Here is a 21,406-nt window from a genome sequence, read left to right on the forward strand (position 1 = left end):
CTCTGACTGATTTGCCCACATGACAATAGTGTCCAAAAAACGAAGTCCCGTGTGACTATCCTTTGAACATGTGTCTGTGTACCTATTCAGTTGAGTAAACTGTATTATCATGAATCGACACGTTATAGTGTCTTGTTCATTACGTTACAAGTATAAATCTGTAACACCTTAAAATCAAAGGAAATGTTTTATTTTTTTCGTGTTTCACATTGTGAATTCAATCACAAAACTAGAATATTCCATCTTCTGTATCATTCGATATTTTCCTACTGTGTTAGTTGTCATCATTCCCCACTTTCCTATGCTATACTTTTTGTAGACGAAAGGAGTGTTGTTCATGATCACCATGAATGAAATCGTACGCGAAGACGTTCCTGCTCTTCACGAACGGTCAGTAGAAGTGACCTTCCCTCTCAGCGATGAGGATAAGGAAACGATGCGACTCATGCGCGAGTTCCTCGCCAACAGTCAAGATGACGAAATTGCGAAGAAATACGATTTACGAAGCGGCATTGGACTTGCAGCACCACAAATCGGTATCAACAAGCGCATGTTCGCAATCCGCTTACCGGATGGTGATGATTTGCTGGAATTTGGTATCTATAATCCAAAAATCATCAGTCATTCCGTTGAGCAGACGTATTTAACGGGCGGCGAAGGATGTCTGTCCGTCGACCGTGAAGTCGAAGGACATGTACCGCGCTATATGCGTATTACCCTAACTGGCATCGATCATAACGGAAATCCGGTAAAATTACGTTTAAAAGGGATGAAAGCAATCGTCTGTCAACACGAATATGATCATTTAGATGGTGTCATGTTCTATGATCGGATCGATAAAAAAGAACCATTCAAGGAATATGGTCCTGCCACATAATACAAAAATCCTCGTTTCCGTTTCCGGAAACGAGGATTTTTTCGAATCAGACTTCCATGATGATCGGCATGACCATCGGATGACGTTGTGTTTTTTCAGTTAAATACGGTGTGAGCGTATCATTGATGACTTGTTTGATGTCCGTCCATTTCGTGTTACGGTTCGCAAGCGATTGATCAAGCGAACGCTTAAGTAGACGTTCAGCATCTTTAATCAAATTACCTGACTCACGCATGTAGACGAAACCACGCGAGATGATATCCGGTCCTGAGACGAGACGATTCGTTTTAGAGTCAAGCGTCACGACAACGACGACAAGTCCCTCTTCTGAGAGAATACGGCGGTCTCGTAAGACGATGTTACCGATATCACCGATTCCTTTTCCATCGACATAAACGGCATTCGCTTGAATCTTCCCAGTGATAGCGGCTGCATTCGCATCTAATGCCAGTACTTCACCGTTATCCATGACGAAGCAGTTCTCTTCCGGTACACCAGCATCCATCGCAAGCGACATATGCTTCTTCAGCATCCGGTATTCCCCGTGAATCGGCATGAAGTATTTCGGATTCAATAGACGTAACATGAGCAACTGCTCTTGTTGACTACCGTGACCTGATGTATGGATATCATTCAGTTTACCGTACATGACATCTGCGCCAGCTTTATATAGCTGATTGATCGTCTTTCCGACAGAAACGACGTTTCCTGGGATTGGTGACGAAGAGAAGATGACGAGATCATCTGGAATGATTGAAATTTGACGGTGTGTTCCGTTTGCGATACGGCTAAGGGCCGCCATCGGTTCTCCTTGTGAACCGGTACAAAGGATCGTCAACTCGTTTGATTTATAACGCTTCATCTCGTTCGGCTCGATGATCGTACCCTTCGGCGCCTTGATGAAGTCAAGTTCTTGACCAATCATCATGACCTTATCCATGCTACGTCCGAAAACGACGATTTTTCGTCCTGCTTCAACAGAAGCATTGACGACTTGTTGGAGACGATAGATGTTCGATGCGAATGTCGCGAAAATGATTCGTCCTTCCGCCTTACGGAAGATGTCTGAAATCGTTTCCCCAACGACACGTTCGCTCATCGTAAAACCTTCCACTTCAGCGTTCGTAGAATCCGATAAGAGGCACAAGACGCCTTCCTTACCAAGTTCAGCCATTTTCGCTAAATCAGCAGGTTCTCCGACCGGTGTGAAATCGAACTTAAAGTCCCCTGTATGCACGATATTGCCTTGTGGTGTCTTGACGACGACACCGAACGAGTTCGGAATCGAGTGTGTCGTACGGAAGAACGAGATACTCGTCTTCCGAAACTTGATGATCGAATCTTCATCGATTTCATGAAGTTCTGCATTCCGAAGCAAACCGTGTTCTTCTAGTTTGACTTTAATGAGACCCATTGCAATTTTTCCAGCGTAAATCGGTAAGTTTACTTGTTTAAGCAAGAAAGGAAGACCGCCAATATGGTCTTCGTGACCGTGCGTGATGAAGACCCCTTTGACCTTATCTTTGTTCTTGATCAAATAAGTGTAGTCCGGAATGACATAGTCGATTCCGAGTAATTCATCCTCAGGGAACATGACACCCGCGTCGATGACGATGATTTCATCTTGGAATTGAACGACATACGTGTTCTTTCCGATTTCCCCGAGTCCACCGAGTGCGAAGACGGCGGCTTGATGGTTTTTGACGAACTTCATTCGAACGTCGCAACCTTGAAGTCAGGATGTTGTTGTTCGTATGTCAAAAATTCTCCACTAACTTCGCGGATGAACTCAATGTTGATCTCTTTGAGGTGGTCAATCGTTGATCGCACGTCACGAATGCTTTCCCCTTCTACATACATCGTTTCTGTCCGTTCACGAACAGGTGCTTCCGAACGAAGCGGTTGGTAAAATACTTTAAAAATCATGTCTAGCAACTCCTTATCAGTACATTGTTTTTTGTCCTTAGTACAGTATACACGATACATGGACTATTTTTCATCCTTATTCCGCATGTTCCCTTCCGGCAACACGCTTTTGGTTATGCTATACTTTCACATGAACAGGTCATTTCGACCAATTAAAAAGAGAAGGTGAAACCATGGCAAATCAGAAAGTCGTCTTTTTCGATATCGACGGAACCTTATTGCATGATGGTCATTTCGTTCCGGAATCAACAAAACAGGCAATTCGTCAACTTCAAGAAAACGGTGTATATGTAGCGCTCGCGACTGGACGCGGTCCCGCAATGTTATCTGGGATTCGTGAGTTGCTCAACATTGATACGATCATCGGTTACAACGGGCAAATTGTCGTTCATCAAAACGAAATCATCTACAAACGTCCACAACCTAAAGTCGATCTGACACATTTGACGCAACAAGCAAAGGAAAACGGACATACGCTTGTCTATCTTGGCGAAACAAAAGGTTTTACAACGAAATCAAATGATTTTCATGTCGTTGATTCGCTCGGAGATCTCGACATGCCGTTACCGCTTCACGATGAAGAAGCCTTCTTGTCTCACGATGTGTTTCAAACGCTTGTCTACTGCACGGCAGAAGAAGAAGCAGATTACATCAAACGTTACGATGCTTTTGATTTCATTCGCTGGCATCCCCATGCGATGGATGTCATCAACGTCGGGTCCTCGAAAGCAGAAGGCATCAAACAGTTCTTGAAATTGACAAACATTCGCCGCGAGGATACCTTCGCTTTTGGAGATGCTCTCAATGACCTTGAAATGCTACGCTATGTCGGAACCGGTATTGCAATGGGCAACGGACTTCCGGAAACAAAAGCCGCTGCCGATTATGTCACGAAACCTATTCTTGAAGACGGTATCGCACATGGACTTAAAGAATTCCAACTCATCTAATAGATAGATGTAAAGCTGAGGCATGCCTCAGCTTTTTTTAGTTCTTTACTTTATGAATCGCGCGTTCTAAGCGATCAAGATCTTCGTTCTCACCAATGACGACGAGATAATCGCCTTTTTCGATGACTTCATCTGCCTGCAAGGAGATCATGACATTTTCACCCCGTTTGATGGCGACAACATTTGCTCCATATTTACTTCGTAAGTCGAGATCAATCAAGGTTTGTTTTGCCATCCGATCACTGACTTTAATCTCAACGATTGAGAATTCTTGTGATAAGTCTAAGTAGTCAAGGATATTCGAACTCATCAATCCGTTCGCAATCCGAACCCCCATATCCCGCTCAGGGTGAACGATGAAATCCGCTCCAATTTTTCGCAATACTTTTTCATGGTAATCATTCGTTGCTTTGACGGTGATCGATTGCACACCGAGCTCTTTTAAAATCAACGTCGTCAAGATAGACGCTTGAATGTTTTCCCCAATAGCGACGATGACATGATCAAAGTTTCGAATCCCCAAACTTTTTAAAACGTTCTCATCGGTCGTATCGGCAATGACAGAATGTGTCGCAATCCCCATGAATTCGTTGACACGTTCCTCATCGGAATCAATTGCCAAGACATCATAGCCGTTTTTCGATAATTCGCGGACAATCGAGCCACCAAAACGCCCTAGTCCGATTACTGCAAACTCTCCATTCATTTTCACAACTCTCCTTCACAATCGCTCTTCATTAGTAGTGTACCCGATTCAATTTAAAAATACTATAAACGCCTCTGCGAATCGCAGAGGCGTTTATCCATTCATTATTTTGATGATTTTCCACGTACATAATCGTTATCGAACAAGAAGAGCCGTAAAATCAAATACAACGCCGGAATTAAGAGTAAAAGTCCGAAGATGAAAACGACGACGAGTGCGGAAGCCATCGTTTCGTTTACGACTGCTTTGTTGATATCGATATATGGATACAAGATATACGGCAAGTGTGTATATCCGTAACCGAACCACGCGACTGCATACTGTAACATGACCGCGACGAACGCGATGCCATAGTTTTTCTTCATATAGACGAGTGTCACGGCAATGAGGAAAAATAAGAAACTAGCAGCGAACCACCACCAGTTGCCGTTTAGGATATTTTCATAATGCCATGCCGCTTGGTTCTTCAGTCCAAAGAAGACGAGCGCACAGACGAGGATTGTTGGTCCACTCCAAAAGAGTGCCCATTTCCGAATAAGCGGCGTAGCTCCCTCATCTTTCGCTTTATCCGCGTAGAATAAGAGGAACATCGCGCTGATGTATAAGACAGATACGATAGCGAGCGCTACGACCGTCCACGAGTAAAAGTTCGAAAATAATTTCGTTCCTAAAAACTCAACTGTATCATTCGTTTTGCGGATGAAACCACCTTGACTGATTGTCAATGTCGTCGACATCGCAGCAGGAATCAGCAACCCTGTCGCTCCATATAAAAATGTGTAGAACATGCTGTCGTTTGATCCATAATTGGCGAACGCATAAAAACTACCACGAATCGCAATCAAGACAAGAACAATTGACGCTGGTACGAGTAGTGCCGTACCGAAATAATAAGCGGAGTCTGGGAAGAACCCAACTAGTCCTACGAAGAAGAATACGAAGAAGACATTCGTTACCTCCCAAACAGGAGAGAGGTAACGAAGAATCAATCGATTCGTCAGATGATCCCGCTTCGTATATTTTGAATAAAAGGCGTAAAATCCAGCACCGAAGTCAATTGAGGCAACGATGAGATATCCGTACAGGAAAGTCCAAAGGACTGTGATCCCTAGTGTTTGAACGTCCAAATCGTTCCCTCCTTACTTGTTATCATCCACGAACATTGCTTCACCGCGTGCATGGTGGTTTTCAGCAAGTTCTTGAAGTTCTTTTCCAACCGTGTTTTTCTTAAACATCCGTAATAAGACGACCGTACAAATCGTACCAAGCAACAAGTACAATGCACTGAATAAAATGAGCATCGGACCAACCGCTGTTGAAGTCGTCGCCGCGTCCGCTGTNNAGTTCGCATGATACCGTAAAGCGTCCAAGGTTGACGACCAATCTCAGCGTACATCCATCCCGCTTCGATTGAAATCATCGCTAACGGACCACCGATGAACACCCCTCGTAAAATCCACTTATTATATGGATTCAATTTTTTCAATCGGAATGCCAAGATGAACAAAGCAGAGATAGCAGTCAAGTACATCCCAATCGATACCATGATATCAAAGAAATAGTGGACGATCAGTGGTGCTTGATCTTCTTTTGCGAATTCGTTTAAACCGATGACTTCCGTATTCGGAGCCCCACCTGCAAGAATTGAGAGCGCATATGGGATTTTGACGGCTCCTTTGATTTCATAACTGCCGTCTTCTTGCTGATCAAGTATCCCACCAAAAATCAATTCTGCTTCATTTGTCGTATCAAAATGCCATTCCGCAGCTGCTAGTTTTTCTGGCTGGTATTTCGCTAAATATTTCCCTGAGAAGTCACCGACAAGTGCTGTCGAGAACGCGAAAATCAGACCAGCCATGACAGTGAGACGAAGAGCTTTCTTATGATATGCCGTCTCTGCTGCTGAGAGTGTCTTTTTGCGAAGCAAATGGAACGCCGCGATTGCTGCCAAGATAAAGGCAACAGTCAAGTAAGCTGAAACGATGACGTGTGTCGCCTTCGTCGGTGTCGCTGTATTAAACATTGCTTTTAATGGTTCGATTTGCGTTAACGTACCATTGACGATCTTAAATCCTTCTGGTGAGTTCATGAAGGAGTTGACTGTCGTGATGAAGAACGCTGATGCTGTCGCACCAATGACGACTGGAATCCCAATCAACCAGTGCAACCATGGATTTTTGAACCGGTCCCACGTATACAAGTAAATACCAAGGAAAATCGCTTCAAAGAAGAACGCGAACGTTTCCATAAATAGTGGCAAAGCAATTGTTTGACCCGCTACTTGCATGAGTGACGGCCAAAGTAATGATAGTTGCAAGCCGATTGCCGTCCCTGTTACGACACCGACTGCTACGGTAACGACGTATCCACGCGTCCACCGTCTTGCTAATAAGATATAATCTGGATCTTTGCGTTTCAGACCGATGAATTCAGCTGCCAGTACCATGAGCGGTACTCCGACACCAATCGTCGCGAAAATAATATGAAACGCTAGTGTGAGCCCTGTCAACAATCGACTGAGCACTACGGGATCATTGAACATGTATTTAGCCCCCTCTTCCTAAAACATACTTCTCTATATGGTCTATAACCGTATCATAGAGAACATAACCCTTTGTGTCTGTTTATAATGTTTGATGTAACAAATTGTTCACATATACACGTGATTTTTTTCACAAAATGTTCGAAAACTCTTATTCCTACATATATTAAAAACTTTCCCATTCCTGAATTCGAAAGGGAAAGCTTTATATCCTTTATTATTTCATAAAAATTTTTAAACATACTCTCGGAAATAATGGTCAAGTAAATCAATGACAAAAGAAATGGCTGATTCATCCGGGTTTAATGTTGGTTGATGCAAACCAGATGTCGGATTATCGACGCCGAGCCAGAACATCATCCCTGGGATCTCTTTCAGCATGAAACCAAAATCTTCCCCTGTCATCGCCGCGTCACATTCGATATAGTTGGCATTCATCTTTACGAATGATGAGAATTTATCCACGATTTGCCGGTCGTTGACGACTTCATAATAGCGATTACCGAATTGCAGATCGATTTTAACACCAAACGAAGCTTCGATTCCTCGAATGATGTCACGGACACGACGTTCGAGTTTTTCCATGTCTTCGCCGTTTAGCGCACGCATCGTTCCGTCAAGAACCGCTCTACCGGCAATGACATTCTCACGAATACCTGCATCCACTTTCCCAATCGTGATGACACTACAATTCATCGGATTAATGGATCGACTGACGATCGTTTGCAATTGCATGATCAAGGCTGCTTGCGCAACAACTGTATCAATCGTCAAATGAGGAAAAGCCGCATGACCACTTTGACCATAGATCGTGATATGAACTTCTCGAGCACTCGCGAACAGTACGCCTGGACGACTAGCAATCGTACCGACTGGATATTCCGGTGCAACGTGAAGACCATACATCTCACTCGGACGATATTTTTCAAACAATGGACTTTTAATCATCGGCTCCGCCCCGCCCGGTCCTTCTTCTGCCGGTTGGAATAAAAAGACGACATCATCCATGACTGGTAGTTCAACAATCCGTTTCATCAACCCTAAAGCAATCGAGGCATGCATGTCATGACCACACGCATGCATGAACCCTGGGTGTTCTGAGCAATACGGAAGCCCTGTCGCTTCTTCAATCGGTAACCCATCAATATCTGCGCGATACCCGATCGTTCGGTTTCCAGTCAATCCTTTCACTCGAACGAAAACACCTGTTTCAAATGTGTCATATGTGACACGATCTGGCGGATATGCACGAATTTGTTCCAATATAAAAGCTTGCGTCTTAAATTCCTTGAACCCTGGTTCCGGTATTTTATGAAGCGCGCGCCGCATCTCAATGGCGTATTCCATCTGACTGACTTCCTCCTTCTTCTTTTACGATGTCCCAAAAAGCTTGGACTTGTTTTAATTCAAGCATCGATTCCGTGGACAAGATCCAAGTATCTCGCTTCAGTACTTTTCCGGATGATGTCTTCAACGGAAGCTGCATGACTTCATTCGATTGCTGAATCGTCGACTCAGGTAAGATAGCAAAACCGATGCCATGTAACGCCATCTGTTTGCATGTCTCGATTTGATCGACGACCAAAGTCCGAGAGGGTGGACTTGCGAACCGATCTTGCCACCACTCTAAAATTTCTTGATAGTACGTCGAATCACTTTTGAACTGGATGAACGGGCGATCCGTCACACGCAATTGTTCAATCGACGTCAACTCACTATCAACTAGATAGAGCGGATCTGAGAAAAGGCGCTCTTTAACACCTTTCCAGTCCGGGTTTCCACGAATGATCCCGATATGAAAGTGTTCCTCTAACATATGACGCATCATCTCACTTGACCATCCGGTGACCAACTGGACACGCACATGCGGATAACGCTCGACGAATCGTTTTAAGACACGCGGGAGCCAGTATTGTCCCATGATGGAGGCGACAGCAATCCGAAGCGTTCCGTAAACGGCACCCTCTTCTGCCGTCAATTCACTTTTTAGTTCGAGTTCCTTCCGATTCATCTCTTTTGCGAGACCAATCACTTTTTCTCCTTGCGGTGTGATGCTTAAGCCACGCGATGAACGAATGAATAGTTTGGTTCCCCAGCGTCTCTCAATCGCAACAAGACGTTGACTAAGCGCAGGTTGTGAAACGAATAATCGTTCAGCAGCTCGCCTCATATTCAATTCTTCCGATAAAGTGATCAACATTTCCATTTCCGACACTTGCAATGTGAGATTCGACTCCTCATGATATAAGATGGCATTAGTTTAACACGTTAGAAAGGACGATACATATGACACGCTATCATTTTATGTTCATCATCTCAACGATTGCAACGCTTGGCAGTCTCTATTTTAGTGAAATTCGTGGATTCATTCCCTGCCCTCTCTGTTGGTGGCAACGACTATTCATGTATACGACAGCCTTTTATTTGCTCATATCCTTGTTCCGGTCGAAAACGATCGATCCACTCTTTGTACGCCTATATGTGCTTGCCGGCTTTGGTGTCGCCTTGTACCATGTCATCCTTGAGCGTTTACCCGATGGCGAAGCGTTATGTTCGAGTGGCTGTCTCATCAAATGGGTCAACTATTTCGGTTTCTTGACGATTCCGATGATGAGTCTCATTGCCTTTACATTACTCTTGATTCTAGCGTTCTATCCAGCACGTTCGAACAATGAAGCGTAAGATATGAATCTTTGGTCAATACAAAGAAGGAGAAGTCAATTCGGCTTCTCCTTCTTTTGTCGTTTTACATCACGTCCATCGATTGAAAACACTTACGGCGCTTGAGAACGCAAGCTCTGAGAGTTGTCCCGTCCCTTCACACCAGTCTCCGACGAAAGCAACACCTGCATGTCCCGGAATTTGAGTCGCAAGAGGACCTTGCCCCATTTTCCATTTGATTTCTTGTACGACTGCTCGTTTAATCGTTCGTTCTGCAACGATACGTTCTCTCCAGTCTGTGAAATGAACGTCAAGCATCTGTTCGATTCCCGTTCGAACATGTCCGATATAATCAGGATCCTCAAGTCGATCGTGTTCAAGATAAGCGATTGCTTGAAGGACTTGACCATCCTTTGGTGCGAGGCTTGCATCATAATGCGATAAATCCGTGATGAACGCTCGATGCGAACGGTCGTAGATGTATGAATACGGTGTTTGGATATAAGGCTGAAGTCCGAGATCATACACGAAAACTTCGACGGGTTCATGACTCGCATGCGGTGTCACGAATTTTTGGATCGTCGTTGGAGTCGCCATTTTTAAGATTTCACGTGGTGGTACGGCAAAGATGATCCGTTCCACATTCCATTCTTGTTTTTTTCGATCACGTACCAAGAATCCTGTCGTAGTCAATTCGACTGCTGTTATTTTTGTTTTTTTCAAGATCTCTCCGCGATTCTCTAGGATGATCCGTTCCAATTCCTGTACTAACCCTTGCCAGCCCCCTTCGATGTATGAGACAGGCTTTCGCGTCCGAAAAAGCTTTTGATAATACTCGAAATAGACATCTGATGGAATTTTTTCTGGTTCTGCCGTAAAAAAATTCGTTGATGCCAAATCAAGCATCAACTGTGCCACTTGTTCATCGACGCGTTCTGTTTTTAACCATTGCCCGATGGATTGTTGCGGATTCCCTCGTTCGACTCGTAAAATCGTTTTAATAATCTCCCATGTAAAACGTACTTTGTTCGTTCCTTCGATGACTTCTGTTTTCAGTAGTCCCCAGGCATTCGCAGGAACAGCCGTCAAATGACCTGAAAACTCATATTTCGCACGACTCGCTGAAAAATCAAGCCACGTCACTTCGATACCGAGTTGTTTCGTTAATTTGCGAAGAATTGATTGATCGCGTCCATAAATCGCATGGGCACCGTAATTAAATGTAAAGCCCTTTACGGTTTGAGAGGTGGCACGTCCTCCGAGTAATCCAGCATCCCAGAGCGTGACCGGTGTTCCTTGTTTTGCAAATAACGCCGCTGCTGTCAATCCGGATAACCCTCCACCTATGATCCCAATCGTCATACTCTCGCCTCCTCAACCATCGTTTCTCTTCTTTTCCCATAACGACCGGAGAAGAATCGAAGAACATGAAAAAAGACATGATTTCAATCATGAAATCATATCTCCTTATTTTTGATTATGCTTTCCACCATTCATCAAGTGGTGAGACGGGCATATGATGCTTATGTCCAACACGTTTATACTGCGTCTCTAACTTTTCTTGACTTGCTTCTGAAATCGACTTACCTTCCAAATAATCATCAATTTCTTCGTATGTCATTCCGAGTGCCACTTCGTCTGGTAGTGCCGGACGATTTTCTTCAAGGTCTGCTGTCGGAACTTTTTCAATCAAGACTTCTGGGGCGTTCAAGTAACGTAAGAGTTGTTTCCCTTGCCGTTTATTCAGTCCCGATAATGGTGTTAAATCACATGCACCATCCCCATGTTTCGTGTAGAATCCCGTCACGAATTCGGCTGCATGATCCGTTCCAACGACTAAACAGCCATAATGAGCGGCTAAATCATATTGACTCTTCATTCGTTCTCGCGCTTTCGTATTTCCTTTGCTAAAGTCTGAAAGTTCTGCACCTGTCGCCTCTTCGAATGCCCGCATCGATGCTTCGACCGCTGGTTTGATATTCACACGAAGCGAATGATCCGGTTGAATAAAAGTCAAGGCTGCCTGTGCGTCTGCTTCATCTTGTTGTTCACCATAAGGCAAGCGGACCGCATAAAATGAGACATCTTGTCCCTCTTCTTTTCGCAACTCTTCAACTGCCAGTTGGCATAGACGACCTGCGAGCGTTGAATCTTGTCCCCCGGAGATGCCTAATACGAATCCCTTCGCCCCTGTATGCTTGAGATACGCCTTCAAGAAGGCTACCCGCTCGTTTACTTCTTGGGCTGGATCAATGATAGGTTTAACGCCTGTTACTTGGATGATTTCTTGTTGCATGAATAAATTCACTCCTTCACATCGTTTTGATCGTCATTTTGAATCAATCATTTGGTGATCCGTCGTTTGTTTTGCATTTGCTCCTTTGAACTGGCGGATTGTCGATACGCGAACTTCCTTGCTATCACCTAAAGAGGAGATCGGTAATTCAACCGTGTACTGTTTCGTTTCGCGTTTTGTGAACGTATCCTTCTCAATCGCTTGCGTGAATACTTGCTCTTTCTCAAAATCATACGTTACGTGTTGTTTCGCATCAATCAATTGAGCCTGAAATCGTTGCGAGGAAGGATATGTCACGTTTACACTGTGATCATTTGGATTCGTTAAGGAAATGTCTAATTGCATCATACTGTCTTGCTTTGTCGTTTTGACTGCAATCTGAATCGGTTCGTTCATGGTTTTTGTTGCCTGTTGTTTCTTTTCTTGGCAACCTGCTAAACAAACAGTAAGCAGCAACAGAATGAAAACGAGACGTTTCATTTCATCCCTCCTTTTATCTAATCAATTTTATCACAAAAAAAAGCGAGAGAGGATTTCCTCTCTCGCACATTTCATCTCTTATGCTACAGGTAAAGTAGATGGATTCATCTTGAACGAAAACAATTGCTCTAAACCTGTCGCAAACAGTTCGTCACAAATATCTTCTGCCGCGTTTGCTGGTGCAACCAATGTAATCGTACGACTGTCAATTGTTTCGATCGTGACATATACCCCTGTTGTTGTCCGTTCCTTGTATCCTACTGCTAAATCAGTTTCAGCGAAAAGTAACATATCCCCGATTCTCCCCTTTTCTCATTCATATGCCAAGCCAAAAGATGACCTACATGCTTCGAATTCGTTATTGTAGGTTTACTGTATCAAAGAGATGAAAAAAGAAGAGAATAGTCATTCGACATTTCATTTCAAAACAATATTCCAGTTCAAATAGGGATATTTTGGAATAATCTATATAGTTGTTGCATGCAAGCGTTTTTACGAGCGTTTCCAACACATTTCATTTCGATTTCAAAAAGATGACAACATAATTTTGATTATTTTACCATCATTTTTAGATAACAGGGAAAATATACCTAGACAATCGATGGCTCATTTTGTCGAATGATTCTTTCACACAATATTATTTTGAGTTCTCATGAACTTTCATCTATCATTCGATTCATTTGTTGCCAGACCGTCCCTAGTGCTTCTTCCCCACTTTCGATTCGAGTCAAGGCGAGTTCCGCCTGTAAAGCGACTTCATATTCTCGGTCTCGGCTCGCTTCACGCAGTCTTGGAATCGACTGTTCTGTTCCAACATCGAACAGGAATCGAGCAGCCCGCCAACGTACTAGTTTATTTTTATCCGTCAAAGCCTCCATCATCATTGGTTCAGCCTCTGGCATCGCCCAATCCGAAATCGTATCACCTGCTGTTCGTCGTACGATACCTGATGGATCATGGAGTGCACTTGTCAGATACTCTAATAATTCTTCCCGATGTTCTTCGAACATCCCAAGCTTTACGATTGCTTGACGACGAATTTGCATTTTTTCATCCTGTAATAATCGTGCATACGCCGGAACCCATTCCATTTCAACAGGCAGTTCATCAAGCGCCGCAAATCGTTCTTTCCAATCAGACGAACGAATAGCTTGACCACTAAAGGCAATATCTTCCCCTGCTGCGAGCGACTTGAGACGTTCGATACGTTCGACTGGATATGCGATCTCAATCTCATTCGCTACTTCACGCAAACTTTCGTCAAGGTCACCGTATCGAGGTGCTTGTTCCACCCAGCGTCGATCGCTAATGACATTCTGAACGAATGGTTGGACGAATAGCGCTGCTTCTCGGAATCGTTCTGGCAACCCTTCTCGTTTTTCTTCTAATCCTTTCACACCTTTGATTTGCATTGGTACGCCTAAAATGAACTGTACAAATAAATGGACTGGCTCATACTCAGCATCTGTCTCGTGCTGTTCAACGTCATTTAACGTTTCACCGAACGCACGTCGTATATCGATGACAAGCGAACGCCAATCATATTTCGGATAACGCTCGATCGATAAAAAGTCACTGACCTGATAAACAAACTTAACGCCAGGTATTTCAAGTAATCTCTGAATGTGTTCCGGTGCGCCAAAGGCATGCTCGAATGTCTGCCCCTTTTCCGAAAAGACCTCATCAACGATGACTTTCATGTTATTTGGACTTGGTGTTGGTTCAATCGCTACGATTTTCATGTGTATCCCCTCCACTTCTATCATTTCAGATATCTAATCTGAAATGCAAAGCAAATGCCCTACAGACATGACCGTAGGGCAAAAACTTACTTGAATGCTTCTTCGATAATTGCAACGAAGGCATCCGGTGTCTCAAGCATCCCCATGTGTCCACTGTCTGTTGACCGATGTATGAGATGATCATTTGTTGGTGCAAACGCACTTTCCTCTGAGATCAATGGATCCTTCGTACCATGAATGATGACACCTTTTACGTTTGCTTTCGTTAAAGCTTTCGTCATATCCCGACGATCTCGCATCGCAGAGAGTGCACGGATGGCTCCTTCGACGGTCATCATATACCCAATTTCAAGTGCTTCAGCAACAGCGAATTCATCGGCTCCTTCCGCAAATAAGGACGGAACAAGACCATTGACAAATTCTCTTACACCAACTTCTTCGACGCGCGTGATATTTTGATTTCGTTTTTGTTTCGCTTGTTCATCATCTGCTTTCGCCGTTGAGTAAACGAGACCATATCCACTGATTTGTTCGGCATACCTTTCCACGATTGCAGCCGTGATGTACCCGCCAAAAGAGTGACCAACGATGATTGGCTTTTCAACACCACGTCGCTCTAGATCATCCATGACCCATTCTGCGAATCCCTCAATCGTATCAGGTCCGACATCCAGTCCTTCATGTCCTGGTAAACTCAACGGTAAAACTTCAAAAGAATGTCGTAAATTTGCCTCTACCCGATTAAAATAATCTGTCCCTCCTGTAAATCCATGTAGGAGTACAAGTGTTTGTTTTTCCATTGACTACCTCATCCCTTCCACTCAGATGCGAGCATACGGTACATCGTCAAGTTCATGAAACGACCATGACTATATGCATAATCTTCTAATAATCCTTCTGCTTGAAACCCTAATTTTTGCACCAATGCATTGGAAGCAAGATTCTCAGGTGCTACGAGAGCACTGATGCGATGGAGAGCGAATTCCTCAAATCCGTAAGTCAGAACAGCTCGAGCCGCTTCGGAAGCCACTCCGCGTTGCCAATACTCTTGACTGACTTCAAAGCCAATTTCAGCTCGATGGTATTGGGAGAGCCAGTTATGAAAACCAATCGTACCGATCAATTGATTCGTTTCTGCATCAGCAATTGCCCAGCGAATCGCTTTACCTTGTGTAAACTGTTCCTTGAAGTAACTGATGACATTTTTTGCTTCATAGACTGTCACAAGCGGATCTGATCCGTAATAGTACATGACTTCATCATCTGATAGGATTTTAAACAATTCACGTGCGTCACGGTTTTCGAGCTCACGTAATACGAAGCGCTCGGTTCGCAATTCCGGGAATGGCTTTCGCAAGCCCCACATGCTCCATCACCTCTCTTTATGCTTCTCTATGTAGTATGCCCGTTTTCAGGAGTAAATATCCTTTCAGGCAATTCGAAGTTTTGCTACTATTGAATTATGAAGGAGTTAGTCACGGAAAGGAAGCGAAGTGGTATGTCAAGTGCGTTACTTTACTTATATGAGGACGAGGAAAATCAACGCTTGACGATGTCAGGGGTGCATTTCTCTGATTTCGCCGCAGCCGTCGATTTGAAGCGTCCTTTGCTTATTTCAGGAAGTGATTTCAAGCAGACGAAACAATCGTTTCGGACAATGCTACATTATATCGAAGCGCATGAAATCGAACAGTTTTCACAATCCACGGATGTGCAGCGTCATCCATTGATCGCTATCGATATTCGTTCCTCCCATTCACTCGACGTATTAACGGATGTCGAAATCGCAGAGTTGTTATTTCTAATGCATATGAAACGTGGAATGCCACTTCCCTTCCTTGATTCGATTGAAAATGAATTGGTCTATTTTAGCGAGCATGACGGACTTCATGCTTCCGTTTACTTAAAAGACTGGGCACGCGTCGAACAATTGATTGCTGATCTTGTGCAACGAAAATTCCGACAGCACGCACGATCCGTTGCCTCTGTTGCTTTAACAGCTGAAATCATGATCCATATCCGTCATTTTCTCGGAGAAGGGGTCCTGATTGATTTCGAAAGCGCAAAGCGATCTGTTTTTTCAAGAAATATTACGATTCCTGTCTACGTGGCTGGCCGTTATGAAGACATGAGCGTATTACATGAAGATTTTGAAGCCGAGAAAGAATCGATTCTTAGACGTGGAACGCTTTTGTGTCGAAAAAAGAAATGGAGTTTTGAGTTAGATTGACCTTTAGCATCTTTTTCTTTTAGAAAAGGATGCTTTTGTTCTATTTGAATTTTAAATGATGATTCCTTCTTTACGGTTATTATGGACAATGTGACAATATCGTTAAAAAATTTTTCGAATTTTCACACAAAATAAGACTAGCATCTTGTGAGGACTTCGCTATAATGAGGATAACCTTTTTAAGATAGAAGTTAGACCTGTTTTTTTGTAGGGATGGTATTGGAATCAGCAGAAGGAGGAATTCAATATGGATCAGTTAAAAGTGAACGGAATTGGCTCATTCACGAAATTTGCGACGAACGGGAACATCCTCAAATTAAAGGATGCGACACTCGGTGAAGTGAAACTGTCGCTGAATGAAGCGAGTTCAATGACCATCGCCCCTGTCGATGAAGAAAATGGACTTTTCGTCATTAAAGGGCAACAGCAGGAATCGCTTGTTGAACTGACGTTACCACGTCAATCCTGTGAGGTCGTTCACGCTTGGCTCCTCCATAAATTGAAACGCCATAAAAAAATACGCTCGATTGCGACAAGCTGACATTTGTATGAAAATCCTTAACTCAAGACTTCCATTCATGAGTTGAGGGTTTTTTTCTGTTTAAAAGTCTCGGTGATAAATTTTCAGAAAATATTGTTTTCTTAGATTCTTCATGTTATCCTTAGAAAAATTCAAACAGGAGGTTTTAAACATGACATATACATCGCTTATCCCAGTACGACTGATTGTGATTAGGACCAGGGACTGAAGATTCATTTCTCGATTGAGAAGATGAAGACCAGGCCCTTTTCGTCATTTCGACAAGGCGTCTGATCACACGACGCCTATCCACGCACATCGTGGATGAGGCTTTTTTTATTGAAATTAGAAGGAATGGAGGACAACACATGTTTAAGACAAAAGATACGTTCGCTTTAGGATTTATGATCTTCGCATTATTTTTCGGTGCGGGTAACCTAATCTTCCCACCAGAACTCGGCGCCCTTGCAGGTAAACAATTCCTCCCAGCCATCCTCGGCTTTATCGTGACAGGTGTGGGTCTTCCGTTGCTCGGCTTACTTGCTGTCGCATCCATCGGAGGCGGTATCAAAACGCTTGCTGCTCCTCTTCCTCGTTTTGTAGGTGCTGCCTTGACGTTTGCTCTCTACGTTGCCATTGGACCTTTCTTCGGAATCCCTCGGACATCGGTTGTCACGTATGAGCTCGGTGTTGTACCATTTCTCGGTGCGCCTTCACAAATGACATTAGTTCTCTCATCAAGTCTCTTTTTCATTGCTACGCTTTACCTCGTATTGCGTCCTGGTAAATTACTTGAAATCATCGGACGTTTCATCACACCTTTATTGCTGATTGCACTTGCTGCGTTAAGCATCAGTAGCATCGTCTCACCACTTTCAAGTGTCGCTTCACCAAGCAAAGCCTATGAGACGACAGGTCAAGCATTCATTCAAGGTTTTCTTCAAGGATACTTAACGCTTGATGCACTCGGCGCCTTAGTCTTCGGTGTCGTGGTACTTCATACATTAAAAAGTCGAGGCGTTCATGAACGAACAGCACAATTTAAAGTCGTCACTCGTGCTGGAACGATTGCTGCAGTTGCTTTGACTCTCGTCTATATCGGACTCGGAATGATCGGACGTAATACATTTGCCGCAATCGGAAAAGTCGATGGTCCGACCCTTCTTCAGCATTATGCGAATACAGCATTCGGTTCAATTGGTTTAGCTGTACTTGGTCTTGCGATCCTACTTGCCTGCTTGACGACTTCAGTTGGTCTCGTCACTGCATTTGCAGAATATATGATGACTCTTTCAACACGTGTCACATTAAAAACAGCAAGTATCTTCACGACTGTTCTTGGTCTCACGGTATCTATTGTCGGATTACAGACATTGTTATCAATCGCTGTTCCCGTGTTGATGTTCCTTTATCCAATCGTCATCGTCTTAATCGCATTAACATTCATGCGTCATCTGTTCCGTCGTAAGTCAGTCGTTTATCAGTTCACTCTTGGAGTAACGATTTTCTTCTCACTTTGTAGTGCGTTAAACCAACTTTCTCTTTTCCCGGGAAATCTCAAAACCTTCTATCAATCACTTCCTTTAGTGGATCAAAGTTTAGAATGGTTATTTCCGACACTTATTGCCTTTGGTCTCAGTTCATGGTTTGGACACGTTTCCACCCCTTCCGTCATACAAAAACGCGCTAGCTAGTGATTCCGTTTTCATAGCTATGGTATGATGAACAAAATGGTTATATTAATGGAGGCGTCATATACATGGATAAGATTGCTTGGATTACCGACAGCATGGCTTTTTTCGAGCCAGGAGAGGCTGAAAAAATCGGAGTCCATGTGATACCGACATTACTCATCTTGAACGGGGAGTCTTACCGGGAGTATGTCGATATCTCGATTGAACAATTGAATCAAAAAATGCAGGACGATTTGAAAATCTCACCTACGACTTCGCAACCGTCTTTTGGTGACTTCGTAACTCTATACGAACAGTTACTCGAAGACGGTTATGATTACGGATATGCGATTCACATCACGAGTGGCTTAAGTGGTACCTACTCCAGTTCGGTCGCTGCAGCTGAGGCTGTCGGTTTCCCGCTTTATGCGATTGATTCATACACGGGTGCTGCCAATCAACAAGAACTTGTCCGGATCGCACAGCGACTAGTAGCTGCTGGTAACGATCCAAAGGAAGTCATGTCGACACTTGAAACGTTTAAACACAAATCGCATTTTTATCTGATTATTGGAAATATGGAGACGATGCGACGTAGTGGTCGAGTTTCAGGAAGTCAATTTTTATTAGCGAATATGCTGAACATCAAGCCGATCGTTCAATTTAATGAAGAAGGACAGCTTGTTCCTTTCAAGAAGGTACGCTCGATCAAAAAAGCATTTAAGGAAATGGTAACCGAGATCACTTCTAAAGTGACAGCACAAGGAGTCTACGATCGAACACTATATATCGGTCATACGCTCGCTCATACTGCTGCTGAAGAATTAAAACGTTTGATTGTAACGGAACATCCTGAAATCAACGTTCGTATCACGCAATTCGGTCCTTCCATCTTGGCACATGCTGGTGCTGAGACGGTCGGCGTGTTCTGGTTCGACGACATTTCTCTACCTACAACTTGATACCTAACATTAAAAAATAAAGAACCGGACGGTCTTAAAAAAGACCGTCCGGTTCTTTATTTTGTTTCGTATTTACGAAATAATTCTTCTAGCAACATCGCTTCGTCCAACGTTCGATGAATCGGTTCGTGCGGAAGTGCGATTTGATTCGATAATGTGTCGGAAGGATATACATCAAACGACACTTGTTCCATCTCAATAAGATACTCAAGGATAGAATCAAGTGAGCTTTCCTTTTTAAATTGACGAAGCCAGTTTTCATATCGACGATCTACTTTTCCTTCTTTCAGCAATATCTCTCCACTAGCAATGATTGCCCATTTAGGCGGCGCATCGATTTGGAAAAGTTCCAACTGCTGATATTCTTCCATCGTTCGTTTCGTCACCGGAATGACACCGTTGATTGAGACCAATCGTTTTAATCTAAGATGCGCTCGCATCGTCATGAATCGCGGTCGTCCGGCGACTCGCTCAACAAGCAAGGTCGGTTTATCAATAGAACGCATCGTTTCTTCATCAAATAATAAACTATGATCTACATCTAATACTAGCATTAAGACACTCCTTTTTTTCTGCGGGAGACTATGAATACATAGGAGCTACATAAAAGAATCGCTGCAAAACAATAACCACCGATGACGTCTGAAAAATAATGAACGTTTAAAATGATGCGGGAAGCTCCCATGGCAAGAAATAACCCAATCGTCAACACCGATACGATTACTTTGCCAGTCGTTTTTAAATGCCGGAAAGCGACGACAAGAAATCCTACATATACAGCGAATGCCATCGCGGAATGACCACTTGGAAAACTATAGCCAACACCACCAACTAACTCATTCAATGAAGGACGTTCTCGTACGAAGGCAAATTTGACGACTTGATTCAATGCTCCTACAGAGATCGCCATCAATACATACCAAATACTTGCGATACGATCTCGCCACAAGACATAACTCACTACTCCAAGTAACACCGTCATTGTCATCGCCCCAGGACCAGAGCCTAGTTGAGTGAACCAAGAGACATAGTCCCCTGGAACATGTTGAGACATGTACGACGATAATTGAGCGTCAAATAAAAAATAGCCCGTCATTCGAATCGAGACGGCGATGATCACGAACAAGACGACAGCGATGGATGCACCCACCCACGCCGCTCTTGCCCCCCGCATTAGTATGTCCCCTTACGTTCTTCTAATTCTTCTGCTGAATAATCTTCCTTATCCCGCAAACGATGTGCCAAACGCCCTGATGCATTTGCTGCGATGGCTGCAACGATATCGTCCATGAACGTATTGACTTTTCCGTCTCCGAGCTTCGTATCCAGTTCTTTGATGATCCCAACCTTCGCCTTATCCAAATATCCGAATGTCGTAACAGCGATAGAACCGTACGTATTGACAGCACCAATCGCGATCGTTTCATCTACGCCAAATAATCCTTCATCGCTTTGGATGATGGACAAGAGTGGTTCTGATAATAATCCTTTTTCAGCAAGAATATCTAATTCTGCCCCGACAAGGATCGCATGTTGTAATTCACGCTTTTCAAGAACTCGTTCAACCGAACTGACACATGTTTCTACTGTCAGATCCACTGTGTATGGTGCTTGCATTTGGTAAACGATCTCAGCAATCGCATGAATCGTCACCCCGCGTTCATGTAACTTGTCAATTGCTGCTTGTTTGACCTCTTTTGAATGTGTTTTCTTCATGACTGTATCCACCTCTCCAACAAAGTACTTCATTAGTATACACGGATTCTAAAGCTCCTCTCAAACTTCTTTGACATCGACGCCAGAATCCGTCATGATTATTTTGTAAAGCGTTATCATTTCAG

The 21,406-nt window shown here is 43.6% G+C and carries 23 protein-coding genes and 1 pseudogene; 7 read left to right on the forward strand and 17 right to left on the reverse strand.

Annotation, left to right across the window (positions count from 1 at the left end; all coding sequences use genetic code 11):
* Positions 1-337 precede the first annotated feature (337 nt).
* Positions 338-877 (forward strand): peptide deformylase, encoded by a 540-nt coding sequence (gene def, locus B2751_RS02410; protein WP_290772562.1) that lies wholly within the window; start codon positions 338-340, stop codon positions 875-877.
* A 46-nt stretch (positions 878-923) separates the two neighbouring features.
* Here def and rnjA read toward each other — a convergent pair whose 3' ends face one another.
* Positions 924-2,591, reverse strand: a complete 1,668-nt coding sequence (gene rnjA / locus B2751_RS02415) for a ribonuclease J1 (protein ID WP_035406688.1) — start codon at positions 2,589-2,591, stop codon at positions 924-926.
* Positions 2,588-2,803 carry a DNA-dependent RNA polymerase subunit epsilon gene (locus B2751_RS02420; RefSeq protein WP_029342182.1) on the reverse strand — a complete coding sequence of 72 codons (216 nt, stop codon included), beginning with the start codon at positions 2,801-2,803 and terminating at the stop codon, positions 2,588-2,590. The genes rnjA and B2751_RS02420 overlap by 4 nt, the downstream gene beginning before the upstream one ends.
* Positions 2,804-2,976: 173 nt before the next feature.
* On the opposite strand from B2751_RS02420, the gene B2751_RS02425 reads away from it, so the two are divergent.
* On the forward strand, positions 2,977-3,753 hold the full coding sequence (locus tag B2751_RS02425) for a Cof-type HAD-IIB family hydrolase (RefSeq protein WP_035406686.1): 777 nt from the start codon (positions 2,977-2,979) through the stop codon (positions 3,751-3,753).
* Positions 3,754-3,790: 37 nt separating this feature from the next.
* Here B2751_RS02425 and B2751_RS02430 read toward each other — a convergent pair whose 3' ends face one another.
* The 5 genes and pseudogenes from B2751_RS02430 to B2751_RS02450 form a co-directional block, all read right to left on the reverse strand.
* Positions 3,791-4,459, reverse strand: coding sequence for a potassium channel family protein (locus B2751_RS02430; protein ID WP_035406684.1), 669 nt, complete (start codon positions 4,457-4,459; stop codon positions 3,791-3,793).
* A 104-nt stretch (positions 4,460-4,563) separates the two neighbouring features.
* Positions 4,564-5,586, reverse strand: a complete 1,023-nt coding sequence (locus B2751_RS02435; protein ID WP_035406681.1) for a cytochrome d ubiquinol oxidase subunit II — start codon at positions 5,584-5,586, stop codon at positions 4,564-4,566.
* A gap of 12 nt (positions 5,587-5,598) precedes the next feature.
* Positions 5,599-7,001: pseudogene (locus tag B2751_RS02440) on the reverse strand (cytochrome ubiquinol oxidase subunit I).
* 234 nt (positions 7,002-7,235) lie between these two features.
* Positions 7,236-8,348 carry an N-acetyldiaminopimelate deacetylase gene (locus tag B2751_RS02445; RefSeq protein WP_214854656.1) on the reverse strand — a complete coding sequence of 371 codons (1,113 nt, stop codon included), beginning with the start codon at positions 8,346-8,348 and terminating at the stop codon, positions 7,236-7,238.
* A complete protein-coding gene (locus B2751_RS02450) occupies positions 8,332-9,222 on the reverse strand; it encodes a LysR family transcriptional regulator (protein ID WP_023468861.1) in 891 nt (296 codons plus the stop codon). Before B2751_RS02450 ends, B2751_RS02445 begins: the two co-directional genes overlap by 17 nt.
* Positions 9,223-9,287: 65 nt before the next feature.
* Between B2751_RS02450 and B2751_RS02455 the strand changes: the two genes are divergently transcribed.
* A complete protein-coding gene (locus tag B2751_RS02455) occupies positions 9,288-9,683 on the forward strand; it encodes a disulfide bond formation protein B (RefSeq protein ID WP_035406674.1) in 396 nt (131 codons plus the stop codon).
* 69 nt (positions 9,684-9,752) lie between these two features.
* On the opposite strand, the gene B2751_RS02460 is transcribed toward B2751_RS02455, so the two are convergent.
* The 7 genes from B2751_RS02460 to B2751_RS02490 form a co-directional block, all read right to left on the reverse strand.
* Complete coding sequence (locus B2751_RS02460) at positions 9,753-11,024, reverse strand: FAD-dependent oxidoreductase (RefSeq protein WP_056062395.1); 1,272 nt, start codon at positions 11,022-11,024, stop codon at positions 9,753-9,755.
* Positions 11,025-11,139: 115 nt separating this feature from the next.
* Positions 11,140-11,958, reverse strand: coding sequence for an ammonia-dependent NAD(+) synthetase (gene nadE / locus B2751_RS02465; protein ID WP_056062397.1), 819 nt, complete (start codon positions 11,956-11,958; stop codon positions 11,140-11,142).
* A 33-nt stretch (positions 11,959-11,991) separates the two neighbouring features.
* Entirely contained in the window at positions 11,992-12,438 is a 447-nt protein-coding gene (locus B2751_RS02470; protein ID WP_035406667.1) for a BsuPI-related putative proteinase inhibitor, read from the reverse strand.
* Between the two features lie 78 nt (positions 12,439-12,516).
* Positions 12,517-12,729, reverse strand: coding sequence for a hypothetical protein (locus B2751_RS02475; protein ID WP_035406663.1), 213 nt, complete (start codon positions 12,727-12,729; stop codon positions 12,517-12,519).
* A gap of 359 nt (positions 12,730-13,088) precedes the next feature.
* Positions 13,089-14,180, reverse strand: a complete 1,092-nt coding sequence (locus B2751_RS02480) for a conserved virulence factor C family protein (RefSeq protein ID WP_056062400.1) — start codon at positions 14,178-14,180, stop codon at positions 13,089-13,091.
* Between the two features lie 86 nt (positions 14,181-14,266).
* Positions 14,267-14,980 (reverse strand): alpha/beta fold hydrolase, encoded by a 714-nt coding sequence (locus B2751_RS02485; protein ID WP_056062403.1) that lies wholly within the window; start codon positions 14,978-14,980, stop codon positions 14,267-14,269.
* An 8-nt stretch (positions 14,981-14,988) separates the two neighbouring features.
* On the reverse strand, positions 14,989-15,546 hold the full coding sequence (locus tag B2751_RS02490) for a GNAT family N-acetyltransferase (RefSeq protein WP_035406655.1): 558 nt from the start codon (positions 15,544-15,546) through the stop codon (positions 14,989-14,991).
* Positions 15,547-15,678: 132 nt separating this feature from the next.
* Between B2751_RS02490 and B2751_RS02495 the strand changes: the two genes are divergently transcribed.
* The 4 genes from B2751_RS02495 (at position 15,679) to B2751_RS02510 (ending at position 19,565) form a co-directional block, all read left to right on the forward strand.
* Entirely contained in the window at positions 15,679-16,410 is a 732-nt protein-coding gene (locus tag B2751_RS02495; RefSeq protein WP_290772568.1) for a hypothetical protein, read from the forward strand.
* 247 nt (positions 16,411-16,657) lie between these two features.
* Complete coding sequence (locus B2751_RS02500; RefSeq protein ID WP_035406649.1) at positions 16,658-16,951, forward strand: hypothetical protein; 294 nt, start codon at positions 16,658-16,660, stop codon at positions 16,949-16,951.
* Between the two features lie 347 nt (positions 16,952-17,298).
* Positions 17,299-18,624, forward strand: coding sequence for a branched-chain amino acid transport system II carrier protein (gene brnQ, locus B2751_RS02505; RefSeq protein ID WP_035406647.1), 1,326 nt, complete (start codon positions 17,299-17,301; stop codon positions 18,622-18,624).
* A gap of 65 nt (positions 18,625-18,689) precedes the next feature.
* A complete protein-coding gene (locus tag B2751_RS02510) occupies positions 18,690-19,565 on the forward strand; it encodes a DegV family protein (RefSeq protein ID WP_290772571.1) in 876 nt (291 codons plus the stop codon).
* A 56-nt stretch (positions 19,566-19,621) separates the two neighbouring features.
* On the opposite strand, the gene B2751_RS02515 is transcribed toward B2751_RS02510, so the two are convergent.
* The 3 genes from B2751_RS02515 to B2751_RS02525 are packed head-to-tail and all read right to left on the reverse strand — an operon-like array spanning position 19,622 to position 21,281.
* A complete protein-coding gene (locus tag B2751_RS02515) occupies positions 19,622-20,119 on the reverse strand; it encodes a hypothetical protein (RefSeq protein ID WP_035406643.1) in 498 nt (165 codons plus the stop codon).
* A complete protein-coding gene (locus tag B2751_RS02520) occupies positions 20,119-20,739 on the reverse strand; it encodes a phosphatase PAP2 family protein (RefSeq protein ID WP_290772576.1) in 621 nt (206 codons plus the stop codon). Before B2751_RS02520 ends, B2751_RS02515 begins: the two co-directional genes overlap by 1 nt.
* A complete protein-coding gene (locus B2751_RS02525; RefSeq protein WP_035406640.1) occupies positions 20,739-21,281 on the reverse strand; it encodes a phosphatidylglycerophosphatase A family protein in 543 nt (180 codons plus the stop codon). The genes B2751_RS02520 and B2751_RS02525 overlap by 1 nt, the downstream gene beginning before the upstream one ends.
* Between the last annotated feature and the right edge of the window lie 125 nt (positions 21,282-21,406).

This window comes from Exiguobacterium sp. UBA6282 (assembly GCF_002440475.1).
Classification (GTDB): domain Bacteria; phylum Bacillota; class Bacilli; order Exiguobacteriales; family Exiguobacteriaceae; genus Exiguobacterium_A.

Coding starts and splice junctions, on each gene's coding strand:
- def (WP_290772562.1), top strand. CDS start 338: ATGATCACCATGAATGAAATCGTACGCGAAGACGTTCCTGCTCTTCAC.
- rnjA (WP_035406688.1), bottom strand. CDS start 2,591: ATGAAGTTCGTCAAAAACCATCAAGCCGCCGTCTTCGCACTCGGTGGA.
- B2751_RS02420 (WP_029342182.1), bottom strand. CDS start 2,803: ATGATTTTTAAAGTATTTTACCAACCGCTTCGTTCGGAAGCACCTGTT.
- B2751_RS02425 (WP_035406686.1), top strand. CDS start 2,977: ATGGCAAATCAGAAAGTCGTCTTTTTCGATATCGACGGAACCTTATTG.
- B2751_RS02430 (WP_035406684.1), bottom strand. CDS start 4,459: ATGAATGGAGAGTTTGCAGTAATCGGACTAGGGCGTTTTGGTGGCTCG.
- B2751_RS02445 (WP_214854656.1), bottom strand. CDS start 8,348: ATGGAATACGCCATTGAGATGCGGCGCGCGCTTCATAAAATACCGGAA.
- B2751_RS02455 (WP_035406674.1), top strand. CDS start 9,288: ATGACACGCTATCATTTTATGTTCATCATCTCAACGATTGCAACGCTT.
- B2751_RS02460 (WP_056062395.1), bottom strand. CDS start 11,024: ATGACGATTGGGATCATAGGTGGAGGGTTATCCGGATTGACAGCAGCG.
- nadE (WP_056062397.1), bottom strand. CDS start 11,958: ATGCAACAAGAAATCATCCAAGTAACAGGCGTTAAACCTATCATTGAT.
- B2751_RS02470 (WP_035406667.1), bottom strand. CDS start 12,438: ATGAAACGTCTCGTTTTCATTCTGTTGCTGCTTACTGTTTGTTTAGCA.
- B2751_RS02475 (WP_035406663.1), bottom strand. CDS start 12,729: ATGTTACTTTTCGCTGAAACTGATTTAGCAGTAGGATACAAGGAACGG.
- B2751_RS02480 (WP_056062400.1), bottom strand. CDS start 14,180: ATGAAAATCGTAGCGATTGAACCAACACCAAGTCCAAATAACATGAAA.
- B2751_RS02485 (WP_056062403.1), bottom strand. CDS start 14,980: ATGGAAAAACAAACACTTGTACTCCTACATGGATTTACAGGAGGGACA.
- B2751_RS02490 (WP_035406655.1), bottom strand. CDS start 15,546: ATGTGGGGCTTGCGAAAGCCATTCCCGGAATTGCGAACCGAGCGCTTC.
- B2751_RS02495 (WP_290772568.1), top strand. CDS start 15,679: ATGTCAAGTGCGTTACTTTACTTATATGAGGACGAGGAAAATCAACGC.
- B2751_RS02500 (WP_035406649.1), top strand. CDS start 16,658: ATGGATCAGTTAAAAGTGAACGGAATTGGCTCATTCACGAAATTTGCG.
- brnQ (WP_035406647.1), top strand. CDS start 17,299: ATGTTTAAGACAAAAGATACGTTCGCTTTAGGATTTATGATCTTCGCA.
- B2751_RS02510 (WP_290772571.1), top strand. CDS start 18,690: ATGGATAAGATTGCTTGGATTACCGACAGCATGGCTTTTTTCGAGCCA.
- B2751_RS02515 (WP_035406643.1), bottom strand. CDS start 20,119: ATGCTAGTATTAGATGTAGATCATAGTTTATTATTTGATGAAGAAACG.
- B2751_RS02520 (WP_290772576.1), bottom strand. CDS start 20,739: ATGCGGGGGGCAAGAGCGGCGTGGGTGGGTGCATCCATCGCTGTCGTC.
- B2751_RS02525 (WP_035406640.1), bottom strand. CDS start 21,281: ATGAAGAAAACACATTCAAAAGAGGTCAAACAAGCAGCAATTGACAAG.